General features: G+C 68.4%; 16 protein-coding genes. 5 read left to right on the forward strand and 11 right to left on the reverse strand.

Annotated features, from left to right (window positions below; all coding sequences use genetic code 11):
- Window positions 1–20: 20 nt before the first annotated feature.
- The 9 genes from ACMZ91_RS04880 to ACMZ91_RS04920 form a co-directional block, all read right to left on the reverse strand.
- Window positions 21–767 (reverse strand): hypothetical protein, encoded by a 747-nt coding sequence (locus ACMZ91_RS04880; protein ID WP_495497657.1) that lies wholly within the window; start codon window positions 765–767, stop codon window positions 21–23.
- Between the two features lie 35 nt (window positions 768–802).
- Complete coding sequence (locus ACMZ91_RS04885; protein WP_414576827.1) at window positions 803–1,480, reverse strand: DUF4124 domain-containing protein; 678 nt, start codon at window positions 1,478–1,480, stop codon at window positions 803–805.
- Window positions 1,481–1,523: 43 nt separating this feature from the next.
- Complete coding sequence (gene tsaC, locus ACMZ91_RS04890) at window positions 1,524–2,114, reverse strand: L-threonylcarbamoyladenylate synthase type 1 TsaC (protein WP_019338925.1); 591 nt, start codon at window positions 2,112–2,114, stop codon at window positions 1,524–1,526.
- A gap of 147 nt (window positions 2,115–2,261) precedes the next feature.
- A complete protein-coding gene (locus tag ACMZ91_RS04895; RefSeq protein ID WP_414576828.1) occupies window positions 2,262–4,748 on the reverse strand; it encodes a DNA topoisomerase I in 2,487 nt (828 codons plus the stop codon).
- 193 nt (window positions 4,749–4,941) lie between these two features.
- Complete coding sequence (locus ACMZ91_RS04900; RefSeq protein ID WP_049461963.1) at window positions 4,942–5,874, reverse strand: RDD family protein; 933 nt, start codon at window positions 5,872–5,874, stop codon at window positions 4,942–4,944.
- Window positions 5,875–5,923: 49 nt separating this feature from the next.
- Window positions 5,924–6,682, reverse strand: coding sequence for a pilin (locus ACMZ91_RS04905; RefSeq protein WP_049423390.1), 759 nt, complete (start codon window positions 6,680–6,682; stop codon window positions 5,924–5,926).
- 39 nt (window positions 6,683–6,721) lie between these two features.
- Window positions 6,722–7,195 carry a DUF494 family protein gene (locus tag ACMZ91_RS04910; protein ID WP_005411195.1) on the reverse strand — a complete coding sequence of 158 codons (474 nt, stop codon included), beginning with the start codon at window positions 7,193–7,195 and terminating at the stop codon, window positions 6,722–6,724.
- A gap of 43 nt (window positions 7,196–7,238) precedes the next feature.
- Window positions 7,239–8,366 carry a DNA-processing protein DprA gene (gene dprA, locus ACMZ91_RS04915; protein ID WP_277778276.1) on the reverse strand — a complete coding sequence of 376 codons (1,128 nt, stop codon included), beginning with the start codon at window positions 8,364–8,366 and terminating at the stop codon, window positions 7,239–7,241.
- Between the two features lie 129 nt (window positions 8,367–8,495).
- Entirely contained in the window at window positions 8,496–9,629 is a 1,134-nt protein-coding gene (locus ACMZ91_RS04920; protein WP_032128553.1) for a LysM peptidoglycan-binding domain-containing protein, read from the reverse strand.
- Between the two features lie 126 nt (window positions 9,630–9,755).
- On the opposite strand from ACMZ91_RS04920, the gene def reads away from it, so the two are divergent.
- From def to ACMZ91_RS04940, 4 genes are all read left to right on the forward strand, one after another.
- Window positions 9,756–10,268: a peptide deformylase gene (def, locus tag ACMZ91_RS04925; protein WP_008267110.1), complete on the forward strand. Its 513-nt coding sequence runs from the start codon at window positions 9,756–9,758 to the stop codon at window positions 10,266–10,268.
- A 120-nt stretch (window positions 10,269–10,388) separates the two neighbouring features.
- Window positions 10,389–11,312, forward strand: coding sequence for a methionyl-tRNA formyltransferase (gene fmt, locus ACMZ91_RS04930; protein ID WP_049461966.1), 924 nt, complete (start codon window positions 10,389–10,391; stop codon window positions 11,310–11,312).
- A gap of 3 nt (window positions 11,313–11,315) precedes the next feature.
- Window positions 11,316–12,647: a 16S rRNA (cytosine(967)-C(5))-methyltransferase RsmB gene (gene rsmB, locus ACMZ91_RS04935; RefSeq protein WP_032128556.1), complete on the forward strand. Its 1,332-nt coding sequence runs from the start codon at window positions 11,316–11,318 to the stop codon at window positions 12,645–12,647.
- A gap of 23 nt (window positions 12,648–12,670) precedes the next feature.
- Window positions 12,671–14,392, forward strand: coding sequence for an ArnT family glycosyltransferase (locus tag ACMZ91_RS04940; protein WP_049461967.1), 1,722 nt, complete (start codon window positions 12,671–12,673; stop codon window positions 14,390–14,392).
- A gap of 18 nt (window positions 14,393–14,410) precedes the next feature.
- Here the strand turns inward: ACMZ91_RS04940 and ACMZ91_RS04945 are convergent, their stop codons facing one another.
- Both ACMZ91_RS04945 and ACMZ91_RS04950 read right to left on the reverse strand, forming a co-directional pair.
- Window positions 14,411–15,532, reverse strand: a complete 1,122-nt coding sequence (locus ACMZ91_RS04945; RefSeq protein WP_125892196.1) for a glycosyltransferase family 4 protein — start codon at window positions 15,530–15,532, stop codon at window positions 14,411–14,413.
- A gap of 43 nt (window positions 15,533–15,575) precedes the next feature.
- The gene (locus ACMZ91_RS04950; RefSeq protein ID WP_049461969.1) at window positions 15,576–16,394 is read right to left on the reverse strand and encodes a glycosyltransferase family 2 protein; all 819 of its coding nucleotides are present in this window, start codon (window positions 16,392–16,394) and stop codon (window positions 15,576–15,578) included.
- Between ACMZ91_RS04950 and ACMZ91_RS04955 the strand changes: the two genes are divergently transcribed.
- A complete protein-coding gene (locus ACMZ91_RS04955) occupies window positions 16,393–17,451 on the forward strand; it encodes a CDP-glycerol glycerophosphotransferase family protein (RefSeq protein ID WP_049461970.1) in 1,059 nt (352 codons plus the stop codon). The genes ACMZ91_RS04950 and ACMZ91_RS04955 overlap by 2 nt on opposite strands.
- Window positions 17,452–17,461: the final 10 nt, after the last annotated feature.

The raw sequence follows: 17,461 nt of genomic DNA on the forward strand, positions 1-17,461 counted from the left end.
CCGGCACTACCGGGTGGCCGTTACCCCGGTACCGGGCAGTTGCCGGCCTCCAGCACGCCCTGCAGCCGTTCGCGTTCACCGCGCGCGGTATCGCGGTTCTCCGGCGCGGCGAAGCGCTCACGGCCGCGGGCATCGCGGAAGCGCTGCTGCCAACCACCGCAGCGCTGCGCTTCGGGAAGCGCTTCGCAGTGGTCGCGCACCACTTCACAGCTGGCGGCATTCACCGGCGTCACTCCGCCAAGGCCCTGTACCGTCATCAGCTCGCAGCGGCCGGGCGCGGCTTCGTACTCGTACAGGTAGCCGCCGCCCTGGCTGTCGGTGCACTGGAAGATCGGAGGAAGCGGCGGCTTCGGTGGACCGTCACCTGCGGCGGCGCGGGCCTCGGCATCGCGGCGCAGCGTCGCGCTGTCGAGGATCTGGTCGTCTCCTGCGTGTTCGACCATGCCTGCTTCCATGATCGTGCGTCCTTCGTCCGCGCGTCGTGGTTTTGCTGGGGCCGCAGGGGCAACGGCCGGTCCGGACGGCACCGGCGCGGGTGTTTCAACGGGCGCGGATGCAGGTTCGGCGGCTACAGGCGCAGCGGCGGCCGCCTGCGAGTTGGCGGGGGCGGGGATGCGCAGCACCTGCTGCTTGCTGCCGGTGGCGCACGGCGTGCGCTGCAGGGTAGGGACGTCACTGCTGCTGGAGGTACAGCGGTAGATCACGCCCTCTTCGGCCAACGCGCTTCCGGGCAGCAGGACCAGGAGCAGCCAGATCACTCGGTTCATGCGCACAGCGTACAGGCTGCGACGGCGTGCTGCGCTCAGCGTCCGCAATCGCGCGACAGGCGCGCATCGATACCGCGCTGTTCGTTGCTGATGGCGGTGCGTTCACTCTGCAGCGCGCTGTTGTAACGGCGATCCAGCTCCCAGCGGCGGTCACTCAGCCGTGCGCAGACTTCCTGTGGTGGCAACGCATGGCAGCTGTCGCGGACCAGCACGCTGCCGGCCGGCACCTGCACGTCCATGCCGATCGAGGGGCGGCGATAACCCGTGCCTTCGCCGATCGGCGTGCCGATGGCCGGGCGTGGTCCGGGATAGGCTGGACCACGATGGCCGTGCGGCAGCCAGACACTGGTCCACAGCGGCACCCAGCGCGGATTGCCTTCGTTGTTGTCGCTGGTATAGCGCCGTCCGTCCTCGCTCACGCACTCGTACATCGGCTGCGGCGGCTGGATGTAGACGTGGCGGACTTCGCGCTCGCGGATGACCGGGGTTTCGCTGGGCGGCGGAGGCGTGGCATCACTGCGCACCACCCGTGGAGCGGGATCGCGCGGGCGCTGCAGGTCGCGCACCTGCTGGCGGCCGCTGTTGCACGGCCTGTCCTGCAGGGCGACGGCACCGTTGCTGGCAACGCAGCGGTAGACACGCACGTCCTCGGCCGCGGGTGCCGTCCACGGCAGCAGCAGACACAGGCTCAAGGTGGCGCGCAGCAGGGTCATGGCGGCAGGGTGCGTGATTGTCCGCAGCAGCGCAATCGCCGGCTCAGGAGCGCAGCACGTTGCCGCTGAGCGCGTCGCGGATCGGGGTGGGCTGGGCCAGGCCGCCGGTCTGTCCATCGAGGATGCCATCGAGCAGGCGCAGCAGGCGCGGATCCAGCTCTTCGCGGCTGCGGGCTGGTGGCTCGCCGGCCAGGTTGGCGCTGGTGGAGACCAGCGGGCCGCCCCAGGCGCGGCAGAGTTCGGCCACCAGCGGGTGCGCGCTGATGCGCACCGCGATACCGCTGTGTTCGCCGGTGACCCATGGCTGCGCGCGCGGGCCGGCAGGCAGGATCCAGGTGTTGGCACCGGGCCAGCTGGCCAGCACCGCGCGCTGGCGGGCGTCGGGCAGCGCCTGCAGGCGCACCCAGCCTTCCAGCTGCGCCAACTCGGCGGCGACCAGGATCATGCCCTTCTCGATCGGGCGCTGCTTCAGCCGCAGCACCATGTGCACGGCGGCTTCGTGCGAAGGATCGCAGCCCAGGCCCCAGACCGCTTCGGTGGGGTAGGCGATCACGCCGCCCGCGCGGAGCGTGGCGACAGCAGAGTCGAGGGTGAGTTCTTTCATGGCGGCGACCGGCCCGGCGTGGGCCTTCATTATCCCCCCGCTGCGTGCAGATGGGGTGGACCCTGGCACCCGGTAGTGCCGGCCGCTGGCCGGCATCAGCGGTAGGTAATGACTGCTTATGGTGGGTGCGGACCGTTGGTCCGCACACCTTGACCCTCATCCACGCATGGCGTGGATCTACTTCTTTGCAGCGGCCTTCTTCGCCGGGGCTTTCTTCGCGGCAGCCTTCTTCACCGCTTTCTTTGCCGCGGCCTTCTTGGCAGGCGCTTTCTTTGCAGCGGCCTTCTTCGGCGCCGCTTCCTTCTTCACCGCGGCCTTCTTTGCCGGGGCCTTCTTCGCGGCAGCCTTCTTGGCGCCGAAGCCCTTGCGCACCGGCTTGCCGGTTTCTTCCATCAGCTGCTGCACTTCGGCCAGGGTCAGCGATGCCGGCTCGCGATCCTTGGGGATCTTGCCGTTCATCTTGCCGTCGCTGATGTAAGGGCCGAAACGGCCGTTCAGCACCTGGATGTCGCTGCCCTCGAACTCCTTGATGATCCGGTTGCGCGCGATCTCTTCCTTCTCTTCGACCAGGAACACGGCGCGGGCCAGGTCGATGGTGTACGGGTCGTCTTCCTTCTTCAGCGAGGCATAGGTGCTGCCGCGCTTGGCGAACGGACCGAAGCGGCCGATGCCGACGCTGACCGGCTCGCCCTTGTCCTCACCCAGCGCGCGCGGCATCAGGAAGAGTTCCAGCGCGTCTTCCAGGGAGATGGTGTGCATCGACTGGCCGGGGCGCAGCGAGGCGAACTTCGGCTTCTCCTCGGCGTCCTCGGCGGTGCTGCCGATGGCCGCATAGGGCCCGAAGCGGCCCAGGCGCACGCTGACCGGCTTGCCGGTCTTGGGGTCGGTGCCGAGCTCGCGCGCGCCACTGGCCTCGGCACGGTCGACCGATTCCTTCTTGTCTTCCACCAGCTCCTTGAACGGCTCCCAGAAGCGGGCCATCAGCGGGATCCACTCTTCTTCGCCACGCGAGACGGCGTCGAGCTCGTCTTCCAGCTTGGCGGTGAAGTCGTAGTCCACGTACCGGGTGAAGTGGCTGGACAGGAACTTGGACACCGCGCGGCCGACGTCGGACGGGCGGAAGCTGCGGCCTTCCATTTCCACGTACTTGCGGAACAGCAGGGTCTGGATGATCGAGGCGTAGGTCGAGGGACGGCCGATGCCGTACTCTTCCAGCGCCTTCACCAGCGCCGCTTCGGTGTAGCGCGGCGGCGGCTGGGTGAAATGCTGTTCGGCCTGGATGCGTTCCAGCGGCACGCGGTCGCCGGGCTTCATCGCCGGCAGCTTGCGGCCTTCGTCCTCGTCTTCGGCGCTCTTGTTGTCCTTGCCTTCTTCGTACACGGCCAGGAAGCCGGGCACCACCACGGTGGTGCCGCTGGCGCGGAACACGTGTTCGCTGCCGGCGGACAGATCGACGCTGACGGTGTTGAGGGTGGCCGGAATCATCTGGCAGGCCACCGCACGCTTCCAGATCAGCTCGTACAGCTTGCGCTCGTCATCGGTCAGGTAGCGCGCCACCTGCGCAGGCGTGCGCAGCGCCGAGGTCGGGCGCACCGCTTCGTGCGCTTCCTGGGCGTTCTTCGACTTGGTCTGGTAGGTGTTCGGCTGGTCCGGCAGCGAGGCGATGCCGTAGTCGCGGGCGATCACGTCGCGGATCTCGGCCAGCGCGTCCTGCGACAGGTTCACCGAGTCGGTACGCATGTACGAGATCAGGCCGACGGTGCCTTCGTCACCGATCGCCACGCCTTCATACAGCTTCTGCGCCACCTGCATGGTCTTGCGGGTGGTGAAGCCGAGCTTGCGCGAGGCTTCCTGCTGCAGGGTGGAGGTGGTGAACGGCGGCGCCGGGCGGCGCTTGCGCTCCTTGCTGGCCACATCGGTGACATGCAGCGAGCCCTGCGCGGCCTGCTGGATGCGCAGGCGGGCGGCCTCGGCGGTGTCGCCGTCGGTGATGGTGAACTGTTCGAACTTCTGCCCGTCCAGCTTGATCAGCTTGGCGTTGAAGTGCTGCGACGGGTGCGCGCACTCGGCGGCGATCGACCAGTATTCGCGGGCGATGAAGGCTTCGATCTCTTCCTCGCGCTCGACGATCATGCGCAGCGCCGGGCTCTGCACGCGGCCGGCGGACAGGCCGCGCTGGACCTTGCGCCACAGCACCGGCGACAGGTTGAAACCGACCAGGTAATCCAGCGCGCGGCGCGCCTGCTGGGCGTCGACCAGGTCGCTGGCGATCGCGCGCGGCTGGCTGATCGCTTCCTTGATGGCGCGCGGGGTGATCTCGGTGAACACCACGCGCTGCATCGGCTTGTCCTTGACCAGCCCGCGTTCCTTCAGGATCTCGGCGATGTGCCAGCTGATCGCTTCACCCTCGCGATCCGGGTCGGTCGCCAGCAGGATGTCGTCGGCGCCCTTGGCGGCCTTGGCGATCGCATCGACATGCTTTTCGTTCTTGTCGATCACGTCGTAGTGCATGGCGAACCCGTTGTCCGGGTCGACTGCGCCTTCCTTCGGGATCAGGTCGCGCACGTGCCCATACGAGGCCAGGACCGTGTAGTCCTTGCCGAGGTATTTGTTGATCGTCTTGGCCTTGGCCGGCGATTCGACGATGAGCAGGTGCTTGGGCATGTCAGGAGAGGTCTGTGGGCGGACCGGGGGAGAGGGGCCGCTAGGGTGGAGCAAACGGCCGCATTAGTGAAGCGGCCACGGGCAAATCCATAAACTGAACGCCCGGTAATGTGCCGGGCGTTCAGGTTTCACCTTATTAGAGGAATCACGCCCGGCCAGCCCATGTCAAGCAGCCAGGCGTGAGGATGGCCGTTCATGAGGCCATCTTGGCGATGAAGCCAACCGCGAACACCATGAGCGCCAGGCCCACCAGCGACAGCAGGCCGGTCAGTACGAGCACCAGCACGGTCACCGTGCCCAGCTCCCGGCGCTGCAGCTGCGGCTGGTCGGTGTAGGCCCAGCGGTCGACCACCAGGGTGTCGCAGATCATGTCGTGCAGGCCCTGCTTGCGCTCGGTGAAGGCGGCCATCAGGAAACCGATGCCGAGGGTGAAGGTGCTGAGCACCGCGGCCCAGTAGCGACCAAATGCGCGGGCCTTGGTCAGGCGCTCGCCATTGCTGCGCACGACCTTGATGCCGACCGCCATCTTGCCCAGCGTGGCACCGCCCTGCGAGGCATGGAACCAGGTGTAGTACGCCATGCCGATGGCCAGGTTGATCAGGGCACTGGCCAGCTGGGCCACGATTTCGATGGCCGATTCGCCGCTGCCCACCGCACCCATGCTGGCACCAAGCGCCACACCGAGGATGGCGCCGATGATGCCGCCGGGGATGGCCAGCACGAAGTAGTCGATCATGTAGGCCGCCACGCGCTTCCAGAAGCCCGCGTAGACCACTTCGCCGCCCATCACCGGCTGGGCATGGCCGCCGCCGCCGAGCGCCGCAGGGGCGCTGTAGGGCGAACTGCTGAGCGCGCCGGTGCCAGGCAGTGGCGCCGTACCGTTGTCGATCGCGGCATAGTCGCCACGCAGGTCGAAGCCGCCACTGCCGGTGGCCGTGCTGGCGTCGGCCAGTGTCTGCAGTCCCAGTTCGTCGACCACCTGGCGCAGCGCAGCCCACTGCGCCATGCCTTCGCGCCAGACCAGGGTGTCCAGGTTCAGCTGGCCGCGCTGGAAGCGCTGGCGGATCTCCTGGACCGGCAGCGGGCCCTGGCGTTGCTGTCCTTCGGCGTAGTACCACTCAGTCATTGCATGTTCCCTGTTGAATCATCCTTGGAGGTGCTGGCGTGCGCGTGGTTCAGCCGCGGCACGTCGGCGGCAGGTACTTGTCGTTGCTTTCGCCACTGCATTCCCAGCGGCCGCTGTCGCGATCGTATTCCAGCCACAGCAGGTCGCCATCAAGGCTCTTGCCGGGCAACGCCAGGGTGGCTTCGATGCCGCAGTGGCCATTGTTGAAGCGACCGATGTTCACCGCCGACAGCCCTGCATGGGCGAAGTCACCCGGGGCCGGGAAGCCGGCGTCGTTGGCACCGGGGCAACGGCCTTCGTCATCGGCGAAATGCTGCACCTGGTCCTTCAACGGCTGCAGCGCGGTCACTGCGCCGGCGACCTTGGCGCGCACGGTGTAGTCGTTGTAGGCGGGCAGCGCGATGGCAGCCAGGATGGCCACGATCGGGACCAGCACCAGCAGCAGGCCGCCGCCGATGATGGCGGTCAGGGCGCAGCCGGACAGCTTCTTCTTCGGCGCCGGCAGGGCGGTGGCCGATGCACTGGTGGTGTAGGGCGTGGACGGCGGCAGTACCGGCGGCTGCGGCGGAGGCGGTGCCACCGGTTCCGGATCGGGCTCGGGTTCCACCGGCGGTGCGGCAGCGTCCAGCGCCGGCACGATCAGGCCGAGTTCGTCGACCACGGTGCGCAACGGCTGCCATTGCGGCAGGCCGTCGCGCCAGACCAGGGTGTCCAGGGAGATCTGGTTGTTGCGGAACAACTCGACCAACTGTTCCGCCGGCAGCGGACCCTGCTGCCGGTTGCCTTCTGCATGGAACCACTCGCTCACGGGGACGCTCCTGAATGCGCTATGCCCCCAAGTGTACGGTCAGTGCAGGGGTTCTGGCTCGTCCATGAACATCTGCGTCTCCATCCAGGCGTACGCCGCCTCGGAGCCGGGCTGGTTGAACAGCACCATCAGCACGACCCACTTCAGGTCGTCCAGGTCCAGTTCGTCCTGGTCCAGGGCCATGGCCCGGTCCAGCACCAGCTCGCGCTGGTCGGCGTCGAGGATGCCGTGCTGTTCCAGGTACAGCAGGAAACCACGGCATTCCACGTCCAGCTTGTCCAGTTCGGGGCCGTGGTAGACGCGCACGGGGCCATCGACCCGTGCCTGGGCCACGCTCGGCCGCTGCGCGGCCAGGGCATCGAGCCAGTCGAATGCCTTGTTGATCTCGGTTGGGCTGAAACCGGCCTGGATCAGGCCGTTCTGGAGCGAATCGCGGTCACGGATCAGGTCCGCATCTTCGCTGAAATAGTGTTCAAACAGGTACAGCAGTACGTCCAGGATGCTCTCTTTCATTGCCCCTCGGCCTGCGTCGCGCGACGCTGTGGAGGTGAAGAAACTAGGGAGTTCGACAGTAGCGGCCGTGTACGCACACCACGATTCCCGCCAGTTCCATGGCCAGCAGCATGGAGGACACCTGGGGCGCCGTCAATCCACAGCGCGTGATCAGTGAATCCATACCGCTTGGGTTGTGGTCCAGGGCCCGCCACAAGCACTGGTAGTCAGGGTCGTCGGCCCAGCGCGCCGGCAGGAGTACCGGCGGTGCCTGTTCAGTGGGGGTGGCGAGCCGTGATTGCAAGCCCGGCAGCTGCTGGCGAAGGGCGGGCGCCAGCAGTTCAAGGACCTCCTCCGGGCGCTCGACCAGTGCGGCACCCTCGCGGATCAACCGGTGGCAGCCCGCGGCGCGTGGGTTGAGTACCGAACCGGGCAGGGCACAGACCTCGCGGCCGGCCTCGGCGGCCAGGCGTGCGGTGATCAATGCGCCGGAGCGCTGGGCGGCCTCGACCACCACCGTCGCCAGCGCCAGCCCGGCCACCAGGCGGTTGCGGGCTGGAAAGTGACCGGGGCGTGCCGGTGTGCCCGGCAGGTACTCGCTGAGCACCGCGCCTTCGGTGGCGATCCGGGCCTGCAGCCTGGCGTGGCTGTCCGGGTAAGCCCGGTCCGGGCCGGTGCCGATCACCGCCACGGTGCAGCCCCCGGCGTCCAGCGTGGCCTGGTGGGCGGCCGCGTCGATGCCTGCCGCCAGGCCGCTGGTCACCGCCAGCCCGGCTTCGACGAAGCAGCCGGCAAACCGGGCGGCCAGGGCGCGTCCGCCCGGCGTCGGCGAGCGGCTGCCGACCAGCGCCACCGACGGGCGCCAGGCCAGGCTGGGGTCGCCGGCGATGAACAGCGCCAGGGGTGGGTTCGGGACATCCAGCAGGGGCGGGGGGAATGCCGGATCGGTGAAGGCCAGCAGGTGCTGGTTGTCGTCTTCCAGCCAGCGCCGTGCCGCGGCCCAGGCCCGGGTGTCCGGGCGTTCCAGCGCGGCGCACTGCTCGGGCGTGCAGCCGTGCGCGCGCCAGTTCGCGGCGCCCTGCGCGATCGCAATCTCCGCGCTGCCTGCGGCCTGCAGCAGTGCCCGCCGTGGCGCCAGCGCGCCGCCTGCCATCAACAGGCGCAGCAGCGCCTCGTCAGCTTGGTTGGTCATCCCCCACTATCGAGCGCATACAACAAAGGCGCCCTAGGGCGCCTTCGCATGTGGCTGTCAGGTTTTGCCGGAGGTGCCTGCCGGCCAGCGGCCGGCACTACCTGCAGTGGCCGGGCAACCCGGGACTGGTTACTTCGCGTCCGGGTGCAGTGCGTTGAACCCCACGCGTACCGGCTTCACGCCCTGCATCACCAGCGCGTAGCTGACGTTGTCGAAGGTACGGAACACCATGGCGTGCGCGGCGTATTCGTCCGGCAGCGAAACCCGGCCGGCGCCGGTGCTGAGCGAATCGTCCATGCGCGACGAGGTGGGGTACTTCATGCGGTGCGCCACGTGGCGGCCCGGGCGCCACAGCGAGAACACGGTGCCGTTGTCCACGCCCTGTGCGCGACCTGCGGAAATCGCGATCACATCGCGCGGGCCAGCGGCGGTGAACATGTCGGTAACGGCCAGCACGCGCACATCGACGCCCTCGACACCGGCGGCCGGGACATGGGGGACGAACTGCAGGTCGTACGGCTTGGCCTCGACCGGGACCAGGCGGTCGCCGGCACGCACCTCGCGGCCGCCTTCGTTCTTGTCCAGCACCAGGGTGGACGCCTCGACCTTGCCGCCGGCGACATGGGTGATGGTGCCGGTGGCGACCTGGGCCAGCTCATAGCCGAGTATGCCGCGGCGGTGGTTGGGGGCGTTGTAGGCCCGCCACAGGTTGCCGCTGCCGGGGGTGACGTCGCCGTTGGCGGTCAGGTCCTCGGTCGGCTTGGGCTGGGCGTAGCGCACGGTCGGGCGGACCACGGCCCAGCGCTGGCCCAGCTGGGCGTCGGCCAGGCGCACGTAGACCGCACTGCCGCTGGTGACGCGCAGGCGTTCTTCTTCCAGGCCGGCCACGTAGGGTAGCTGCTCGATGCTGTCGACCACGCTCAGCTGCTTCAGGAACGGCTCGACCTGGGCCAGCGGAATGGCATCGATCGGGGCTTCCTGGCGCGGGCCGGGCTTGGCAGCGACGGTCACCCGGTCCAGATAGGCCAGGCTGAGCACGTCACCGGGATAGATCAGGTGCGGATTGGCGATCTGCGGATTGGCCTGCCAGATCTCCGGCCACAGCCACGGCTTCTGCAGGAAACGTGCGGCGATATCCCACAACGTATCCCCTTTTCGGACCACATAGGTGTCCGGGTGCCCGCCATTCACTTCCACGGCGGTAGCATAGGCAGCCACGGTCAGCATCGCCGCGGCGACGACCGTACGAAAACGAAGCAACATAGGTGTGAAGCCCTGATTCCCCAACAGGTCCGCGCACTATAGTCCAGAAACCGGGGCGCAAGGCAAGCGTTGGAGCTAGAATCTGCGACGTATGCCGGCGTGCCGGCCCCCTATCCGGAAACAGCCATGGCCCTTCTCCCCATTCTCGAGTTCCCCGATCCGCGCCTGCGTACCAAGGCTGCGTTGATCGAAGCCGCCGAAGTCACCACGCCGGCCTTCCAGGAACTGATCGACAACATGTTCCTGACCATGTACGACGCCCCGGGCATTGGCCTGGCCGCCACCCAGGTGGACGTGCACAAGCGCTTCATGGTCATCGACGTCAGCGAAGAAAAGAATGAACCGCATGTGTTCATCAACCCGGAAATCGTCGCCAAGGACGGAGGCCGGGTGTACCAGGAGGGCTGCCTGTCGGTTCCGGGCATCTTCGCCGACGTGACCCGCGCCGATACCATCACCGTGAAGTACCTGGACCGCAACGGCCAGGAACAGCAGCTGGAAGCCGGCGAAGTGCTGGCCACCTGCATCCAGCACGAGATGGATCACCTGGACGGCAAGCTGTTCATCGACTATCTGTCGCCGCTCAAGCGCGAGATGGTGCGCAAGAAGCTGGCCAAGCAGCGCAAGCACGTGGCGTGATCGCCAATCCGGGCCGCCCTTCGGGTGGCCCGTGCCTGCGCGACGCGCGCGGGCTGTACGGCGCCGGCCGACGGCGCCGTTTTCTTTCCTGCACGAATCCATCCTGCAAGTGGGGTAGCCATGAGGATTGTCTTTGCCGGTACGCCGGAATTCGCGGTGTCGTCGCTGCGCGCGGCTGCGCGCCACCATGAGGTCGTGGCCGTCTACACCCAGCCTGATCGTCCGGCCGGCCGTGGCCGTGGCCTGGCGCCGTCGCCGGTCAAGCTTGAAGCCGTGGCCCGTGGCATTCCGGTCTACCAGCCCGAATCGCTGAAGGATGAAGCCGCCCAGCAGCAGCTGCGCGACCTGCAGCCGGACCTGATGGTGGTGGTGGCCTATGGCCTGATCCTGCCCAAGGCGGTGCTGGCCATTCCGACCCACGGCTGCTGGAACGTGCATGCCTCGCTGCTGCCGCGCTGGCGCGGTGCCGCGCCGATCCAGCGCGCGATCCAGGCCGGCGATGCGAAGACCGGCGTCTGCCTGATGCAGATGGAGGCCGGCCTGGATACCGGCCCGGTGCTGCTGCACCAGGAGCTGCCGATCGCGGCCACCGATACCGGTGGCCAGCTGCATGACAAGCTGGCGGAACTGGGCGCGCAGGTGCTGTCCGACGGCCTGGGCCTGCTGCGGGCCGGCATCAAGCCGATCGCGCGGCCGCAGCCGGAGCAGGGCGTGACCTACGCGCACAAGCTGGACAAGGCCGAGGCCCGTCTGGACTGGGCGCTGGATGCAGAGGCGCTGGCACGCACCGTGCGCGCCTTCAATCCGTGGCCGATCGCCGAGGCGACGCTGGCTGGCGAGCGGGTGCGCATCCATGGCGCGGTGGCGCTGGATGAGGCCCACGGCCAGGCGCCGGGCACGGTGCTGGCGGCCAGCCGCGATGGCATCGACATCGCCTGTGGCCAGGGCGCACTGCGCCTGCGTGTACTGCAGCGGGAAGGTGGCAAGGCGATTACTGCGGCCGACTACCTCAACGCCCGCCGCGATCTGCGCGTGGGGGCATAAGCGGTGTCGAAGCAGAACGATTTCTCCGTCGCCAAGGCGGCGCCGGGCGCGGCCACGCGCATGCTGGCCGCACGTGTGCTGGCACAGGTGTTCACCCGTGGCCGTTCGCTGAAGGCCGAACTGGCCTGGGCGCTGCCGAAGCTGGCCGACAGCCGCGACCGTGCGCTGCTGGAAGCCCTGTGTTTCGCCGTCCTGCGCCGCCGCAGCACCTATGACGCGGCGCTGCAGTCGTGGATGCAGAAGCCGCTGTCGGCGCGTGATGCCGATCTGCGCACGCTGCTGATGGTCGGGTTCGCCCAGCTGGACGTGCTGGAGCTGCCGGCGCACGCGGCGCTGTCGGCCACCGTCGATGCCGCGCGTGCACTGGGCCGTGAGCGCCAGGCGGGCCTGGTCAATGCGATCCTGCGCCGCGCGCAGCGCGAAGGTTTCCCGGAGCAGCCAGCGCGCGATGCCTTCCCGGAATGGCTGGCCGATGCGGTGCAACGCGATTGGCCGGCACAGGCCGACGCGATCTTCAGCGCCAGCCTGCAACCGGCGCCCCTGTGGCTGCGCGCCAACCGCCAGCAGGGCGGTCGTGACAAGGCACTGGCCGCGCTGGCCGAAGCCGGCATTGCCGCAGAAGCCAGTCCGCTCAGTGCCGACGCGTTGCGCCTGGCCTCTCCGGTTGCCGTGAATCAACTGCCCGGCTTCGCCGAGGGCGCGATCTCGGTGCAGGACCTGTCGGCGCAGTGTGCCGCCGATGCGCTGGCCCCGGTGGCCGGTGCCCGCGTGCTGGACGCTTGTGCGGCACCCGGCGGCAAGTCGGCGCATCTGCTCGAGCGCGACCCCAGCCTGCGCCTGCTGGCGCTGGATATCGACGCGCGCCGCCTGGCCCGTGCACGCGATACCTACACCCGTACCGGCGTGGGCGAGCATGCGCAGACCCTGGCGGCAGATGCCAGTGATCCGGGCGCCTGGTGGGATGGCGTGCCGTTCGACGCGATCCTGCTTGATGCGCCGTGCTCGGCGACCGGCGTGATCCGCCGCCAGCCGGATGTGATGTTCCACCGTCGCGCCGAAGACATCGATGCACTGGTCGGCGTGCAGGCGCGCCTGCTGGAAGCCTGCTGGTCGATGCTGCGCCCGGGCGGCGTTCTGTTGTATGCCACCTGTTCGATCCTGCGCGCCGAGAACATCGATCAGGTGCGCGCGTTCCTGAAGTGGCATCCGGATGCCGTGGCGCAGCCGCTGGGCGATGCATTCGGCGTGGATTGCGAAGGGGTGGCGCGCCAGCGGCTGCCGGGTGAAAACGATGCTGACGGTTTCTTCTACGCGCGTCTGTTAAAAGCAGCCTGACCCCCGCTGCCGTTTCGAGTCCCATGCTGAAAGCCCACGCGTCGCGCCAGACGTGGTTGTTGGTGGTGATGGCCCTGCTGGTGCTGGGGGCCGGCCTGGGCCTCCGTGATCCATGGCCCTCGGATGAGCCACGTTTCGCGCTGGTGGCCAAGCAGATGGTCGACAGTGGCTACTGGTTGTTCCCGCATCGCGGCCCCGAGCTGTATTCGGACAAGCCGCCGATGCTGATGTGGTTGCAGGCGGCGATGTACAGCCTGGTCGGCCACTGGCGGGTGGCGTTCCTGCTGCCCTCGCTGCTGGCCGCGCTGGGCACGCTGTGGTGCGTGGTCGATCTCGGCCGCCGCCTGTGGACGCGGCAGGTGGGGCTGTACGCGGGCTGGGCACTGCTGTTCGCGCTGCACTTCACCTTCCAGGCGAAGAAGGCGCAGATCGATCCGCTGGTGGTGCTGTTCATCACCCTGGCCAACTACGGCCTGCTGCGCCATCTGCTGCTGGGTCCGGCCTGGCGCTGGTGGTGGCTGGGCTGGTTCTTTGCCGGCGTCGGTGTGATCACCAAGGGCGTAGGCGTGCTGGCGCTGATGATGATCGCGCCGGCGGCAGTCGCATCCGTGCTGCACTGGCCACGGGTACGCCTGCACGTGCGCGACCTGCGTTTCTGGCTGGCACCGTTGGCCTTCCTGCTGGCGGTGTCGTTGTGGCTGGCGCCGATGCTGCTGGCAGGCTTCGCCACCGGTTCGGAGCCGTACCGCGCCTACATGGACGACATCCTGTTCCGGCAGACCGCGCGGCGCTATACGCAGTCCTGGGACCATCACCAGCCGTGGTGGTACTTCCTGGCGATCATGCCGTCGATGTGGATTCCCGCGTTCCTGCTGCTGCCCTGGGCGCTTCCGGCCTGGTTCCGGCGGCTGCGCCGGCGCGATGCGCGCTACCTGCTGCCGTTGGCCTGGTGGCTGCTGGTCGTGCTGTTCTTCTCCCTTCCGCACGGCAAGCGCGACGTCTACATCCTGCCGGCATTGCCGATGTTCTGCCTGGCGTTGGCGCCGTTGCTGCCCGGGTTGCTGAGGCGGCGCGATGTGCAGCGCGTGCTGGGCGCATTCACCGCGTTGCTGGCACTGGCGCTGGGGCTGGTGGGTGCGCTGGCGCTGCTGGGTGATCCGGATTTCGAAGTGCGCCTTACCCATGGCCGCGGGTTGCTTCCCGGTGCCACCGATGCGCTGGCCTGGGCGGCGCTGGCGATGGCGGTCTGGTCGGCCTTGAGCCTGTGGGTGTGCGGGCGCCAGCGTCGGCACGTTGCCCTGGTCTCTACCCTGGCAGGAGTCTGGGTGCTGTACAGCCTGGTCGGTTATCCGGTATTGAACGACTCCAGCTCGGCCCGTGGCCTGATGCGTGAAGTGAGTGTACGCATCGGCCCGCAGGCCGAGCTGGGACTGGTGGCATGGAAAGAGCAGAACCTGCTGATGGCCGATCGCCCGGCGGCCACCTTTGGATTCGAAGCACGTTGGCATCAACAGCTGCAGGCGGCCGTGCGCTGGCAGCGGCTGGTTCCGCAGCAACGCTGGCTGCTGGTGAACGAGGATGCGATGCAGGCCTGCATCGATCGTGCGCGGGCCGAGATGGCGGGCATTTCCAATCGTCGCCGCTGGTGGCTGGTGCCTGCCGATGCGGTCGCCGGCGACTGCCGGCCGTCAGTGGCGGAACTCGAGCACGAGCGCCGCCTGCAGGGGCCCGGCATCACCGATTGAGCGTTCGGGGAGCGTGGCTCAGGTGCTGGCCAGGGCGGCGTGGTAGCTGGCCAGCGTGGCGTCGGCGAATGTCTGCAGGCCGAACTCCCGCTGTGCATGGCGGCGTGCTGCGCGGCCCTGTTCCGGCAGCGCATCGCGCTGTGCGTACAGCGCCTGTACCTGGGCGGCGATGGCGTCGATGTCGCGTGTGGCAACCACCCAGCCATCGACGCCTTGTTCGATGTTCTCCGGCAGGCCTGCGTAGTCGCTGACCAGCATCGGCTTGGCGCTGGCCATCATCTCGCGGCAGGCGAAGGAGATCGTCTCGACGTCATGGGACAGTACGAAACCAGCATCGCCGGCCGCGATCAGGACGCGGGTATCGGCCAGCAGGCCGGTGAAGTGCACCTGCGCGGCCACCTCGCCCAGCGCCTGCACCTGTTCGCGCTGCTGCGCGCTGGGCAGGTGGCCGGCCACGGCCATGTGCACATGCGGACGCACCGCATCGGGCAGCCGTGCGATGGCCCGGGCCAGGTCGATCCAGCCCTTGTAATCGTCGGTGCCGGCGTTGCTGACCAGCACCAGCGCCTGTGGATCCTGCGTCCACTGCTGGCGCAGCGCGCTGCCGGTGCCGGCCGGCTGCGGTGAGTAGCGCTCCAGGTCAACGCCATTGCGGACCACGTCGATCGGGCAGCGACGGTACGGGCCCTGTTCCAGCAGGCGCTTGGTGTCGGCCGAGACCGCGATCAGTCGATCGGTGGCCCAGCGTGCGCGCAGCGCATTGCCAAAGGTATTGGTGGGTTTGCTGTTGTGCTTGGTCAGCACGATCGGCGGGCGGCGCATGCCCAGCAGCCCCTGCATCACGAAGCGGTGGTCGCGTGCACCGTTGACATGGATCAGGTCGATGCCTTCATCGTGGACCAGCCTGCGCAGCGCGCGCTGTTCGGCCAGCTGTCGGGGCAGCGTTGGCAGGCCGCTGCCGAACGCAATCGGCAGTGTGCGGGCAATGCCTTCATCGGCCATGGTCCGCAGCAGGCGGCTGTCGGCCGGCGCGGCGACGTGGAGCGTGTGCTGGCCGTGCAGCGCACGCGCCAGCGAGACGATGTACGTGGTGTGGCCGCCACCGTCGCCGTAGTGGAAGTTGGTGTACAGGATTTTCATGGGGGGTCTTCAGGCAACGCCCACGCAGTGTGACACAGCGTGGTCAAGGCCGGTCCGCGGAAGGTGCCGGGTCGGCCACCGCCTGTCCATTTCCCAGCATCCACAGCATGATGGTCTTCTGCCGCACGTAGTTGGCGCGGACGTAGGCGTAGACCAGGCCGTGCCAGCCGTCGCGGAAGCCGCCACGGAACAGGAAGCCGCGCCAGAACCGCCAGGCCGGCGCCAGCACCAGCTTGCCCAGCGTGGCCCGCTTGCCGCGTGCGAACTCGTGCTCGGCCATCATCCGCGCGTACTTCTCGGTCTTGGCCAGCTGCTGCTGCAATGACCGGTACGGATAGTGGATCAGGTCGCCGCGCAGGGTGCCCACACTGCCGTCGACACTGGCCGCCTCGTGGATCTCGCGCTTGCCGCGCCAGCCGCCGCGGCGGCGGTCGAACAGGCGCATCACCCGGTCCGGGTAGGCATTGCCATGGCGCAGGAACTTCCCGAAGTACTCCGAGAGGCGGGCGAAGCGGTAGCCGGCCTGGCCGGCGAAGCCACCGTCGCGGGCCTGCTCGATGGCGGTGCGCAGCTCGGGGCTGATGCGCTCGTCGGCGTCCAGGCACAGCACCCAGTCGTGGCTGGCCTGCTCGACGCAGAACGCCTTCTGGCTGCGGAAGCCCTCGAACCGGCGCTGCAGCACGCGGGCACCGGCGGACTCGGCGATGGCTACGGTGGCATCGGTGGACTGCGAGTCCACCACCACGATCTCATCGCAGAAGGCCAGCGAGGCCAGGCAGTCGCCGATGCGCCCGGCCTCGTTGAACGCGATAATGCACGCCGAGATGCGAGGCCGTTCGATGGGAGCGGTCGTGGAGGACATGATGGCCGGGTACCTGTTGTTTGCGACGGAGCGCTATGCGCTGCCTATTCTCGCCCCGTTGGCGCAGGCCTTGCACGCGTCCGGGCAGGAGGTGGCGGCCTGGTTCGAGGACGGCGCGGCCGGCAGCAGCCTGCCGGGGGTGCCCAACGTGGGCCTGAAGCAGGCCCTGGCAATGCGTCCGCGGGCGGTGTTCAGCGCGGCCAACTGGGTGCCGACCTTCCTTTCGGGGGCCAAGGTGCAGCTGTTCCATGGCTTCAACGTGGAGAAGCGGGACAGTGCGCGCGGCCACTTCCGGGTGCGCGGCATGTTCGACCTGTACTGCACGCAGGGGCCGGCCACGACCGCACCGTTCCGCGAGATCGCCAGCCTGCAGGGCCACTTCGCCGTGGCCGAGACTGGCTGGCCGAAGCTGGACCCGCTGTTCCGCGATGACGGAGGCGAGAGTTCCGCGCTGCGCGCACCGGCCGGTGACCGCCCGGTGATCCTGTTCGGTTCAACCTTCACCGAGCGGCTCAGCGCGGCTCCGCACCTGCATGCGCAGATCGCCGCTGATATCGCCGCCGGTGACCACTACTGGCTGCTGACCCTGCACCCGAAGTGCCCACCGGAACTGTTCGAACGCTACCGCGCGCTGGCCGGTGCCAATGCCCGCTTCATCGAGCCGGAGCAGGTGATGGCCGCGCAGCGCGCCGCCGATGTGCTGGTGTCGGACACCTCATCGATCGTTTCGGAGTTCATCGTGCAGCACAAGCCGGTGGTGACCTTCCGCAACCGCGTGCCGAAGCCGCACATGATCGACTTCGATGATCCTGCGCAGCTGCAGGCGATGCTGCAGCGCGCGCTGCACCCGGACGCCGCGCTGCAGGCGGAAATCGTGCGCTACGCCGATGCCATCCACCCTTACCGCGATGGCCGCTCCAGTGAACGGGTGATCGCGGCCACCGAGGATTTCCTGTCCGGTGAAATGGGTGCGTTGCGGCGCAAGCCATTCGGCAGCTGGGTGCGCGATCTGCAGATCCGCAAGGACCTGGGGTATTGGGGCCCGTCGCAGCGCTGATGCCTCGCTG

It is taken from the genome of Stenotrophomonas sp. FR024 (assembly GCF_047500745.2).
In the GTDB taxonomy this organism is placed as follows: domain Bacteria; phylum Pseudomonadota; class Gammaproteobacteria; order Xanthomonadales; family Xanthomonadaceae; genus Stenotrophomonas; species Stenotrophomonas maltophilia_A.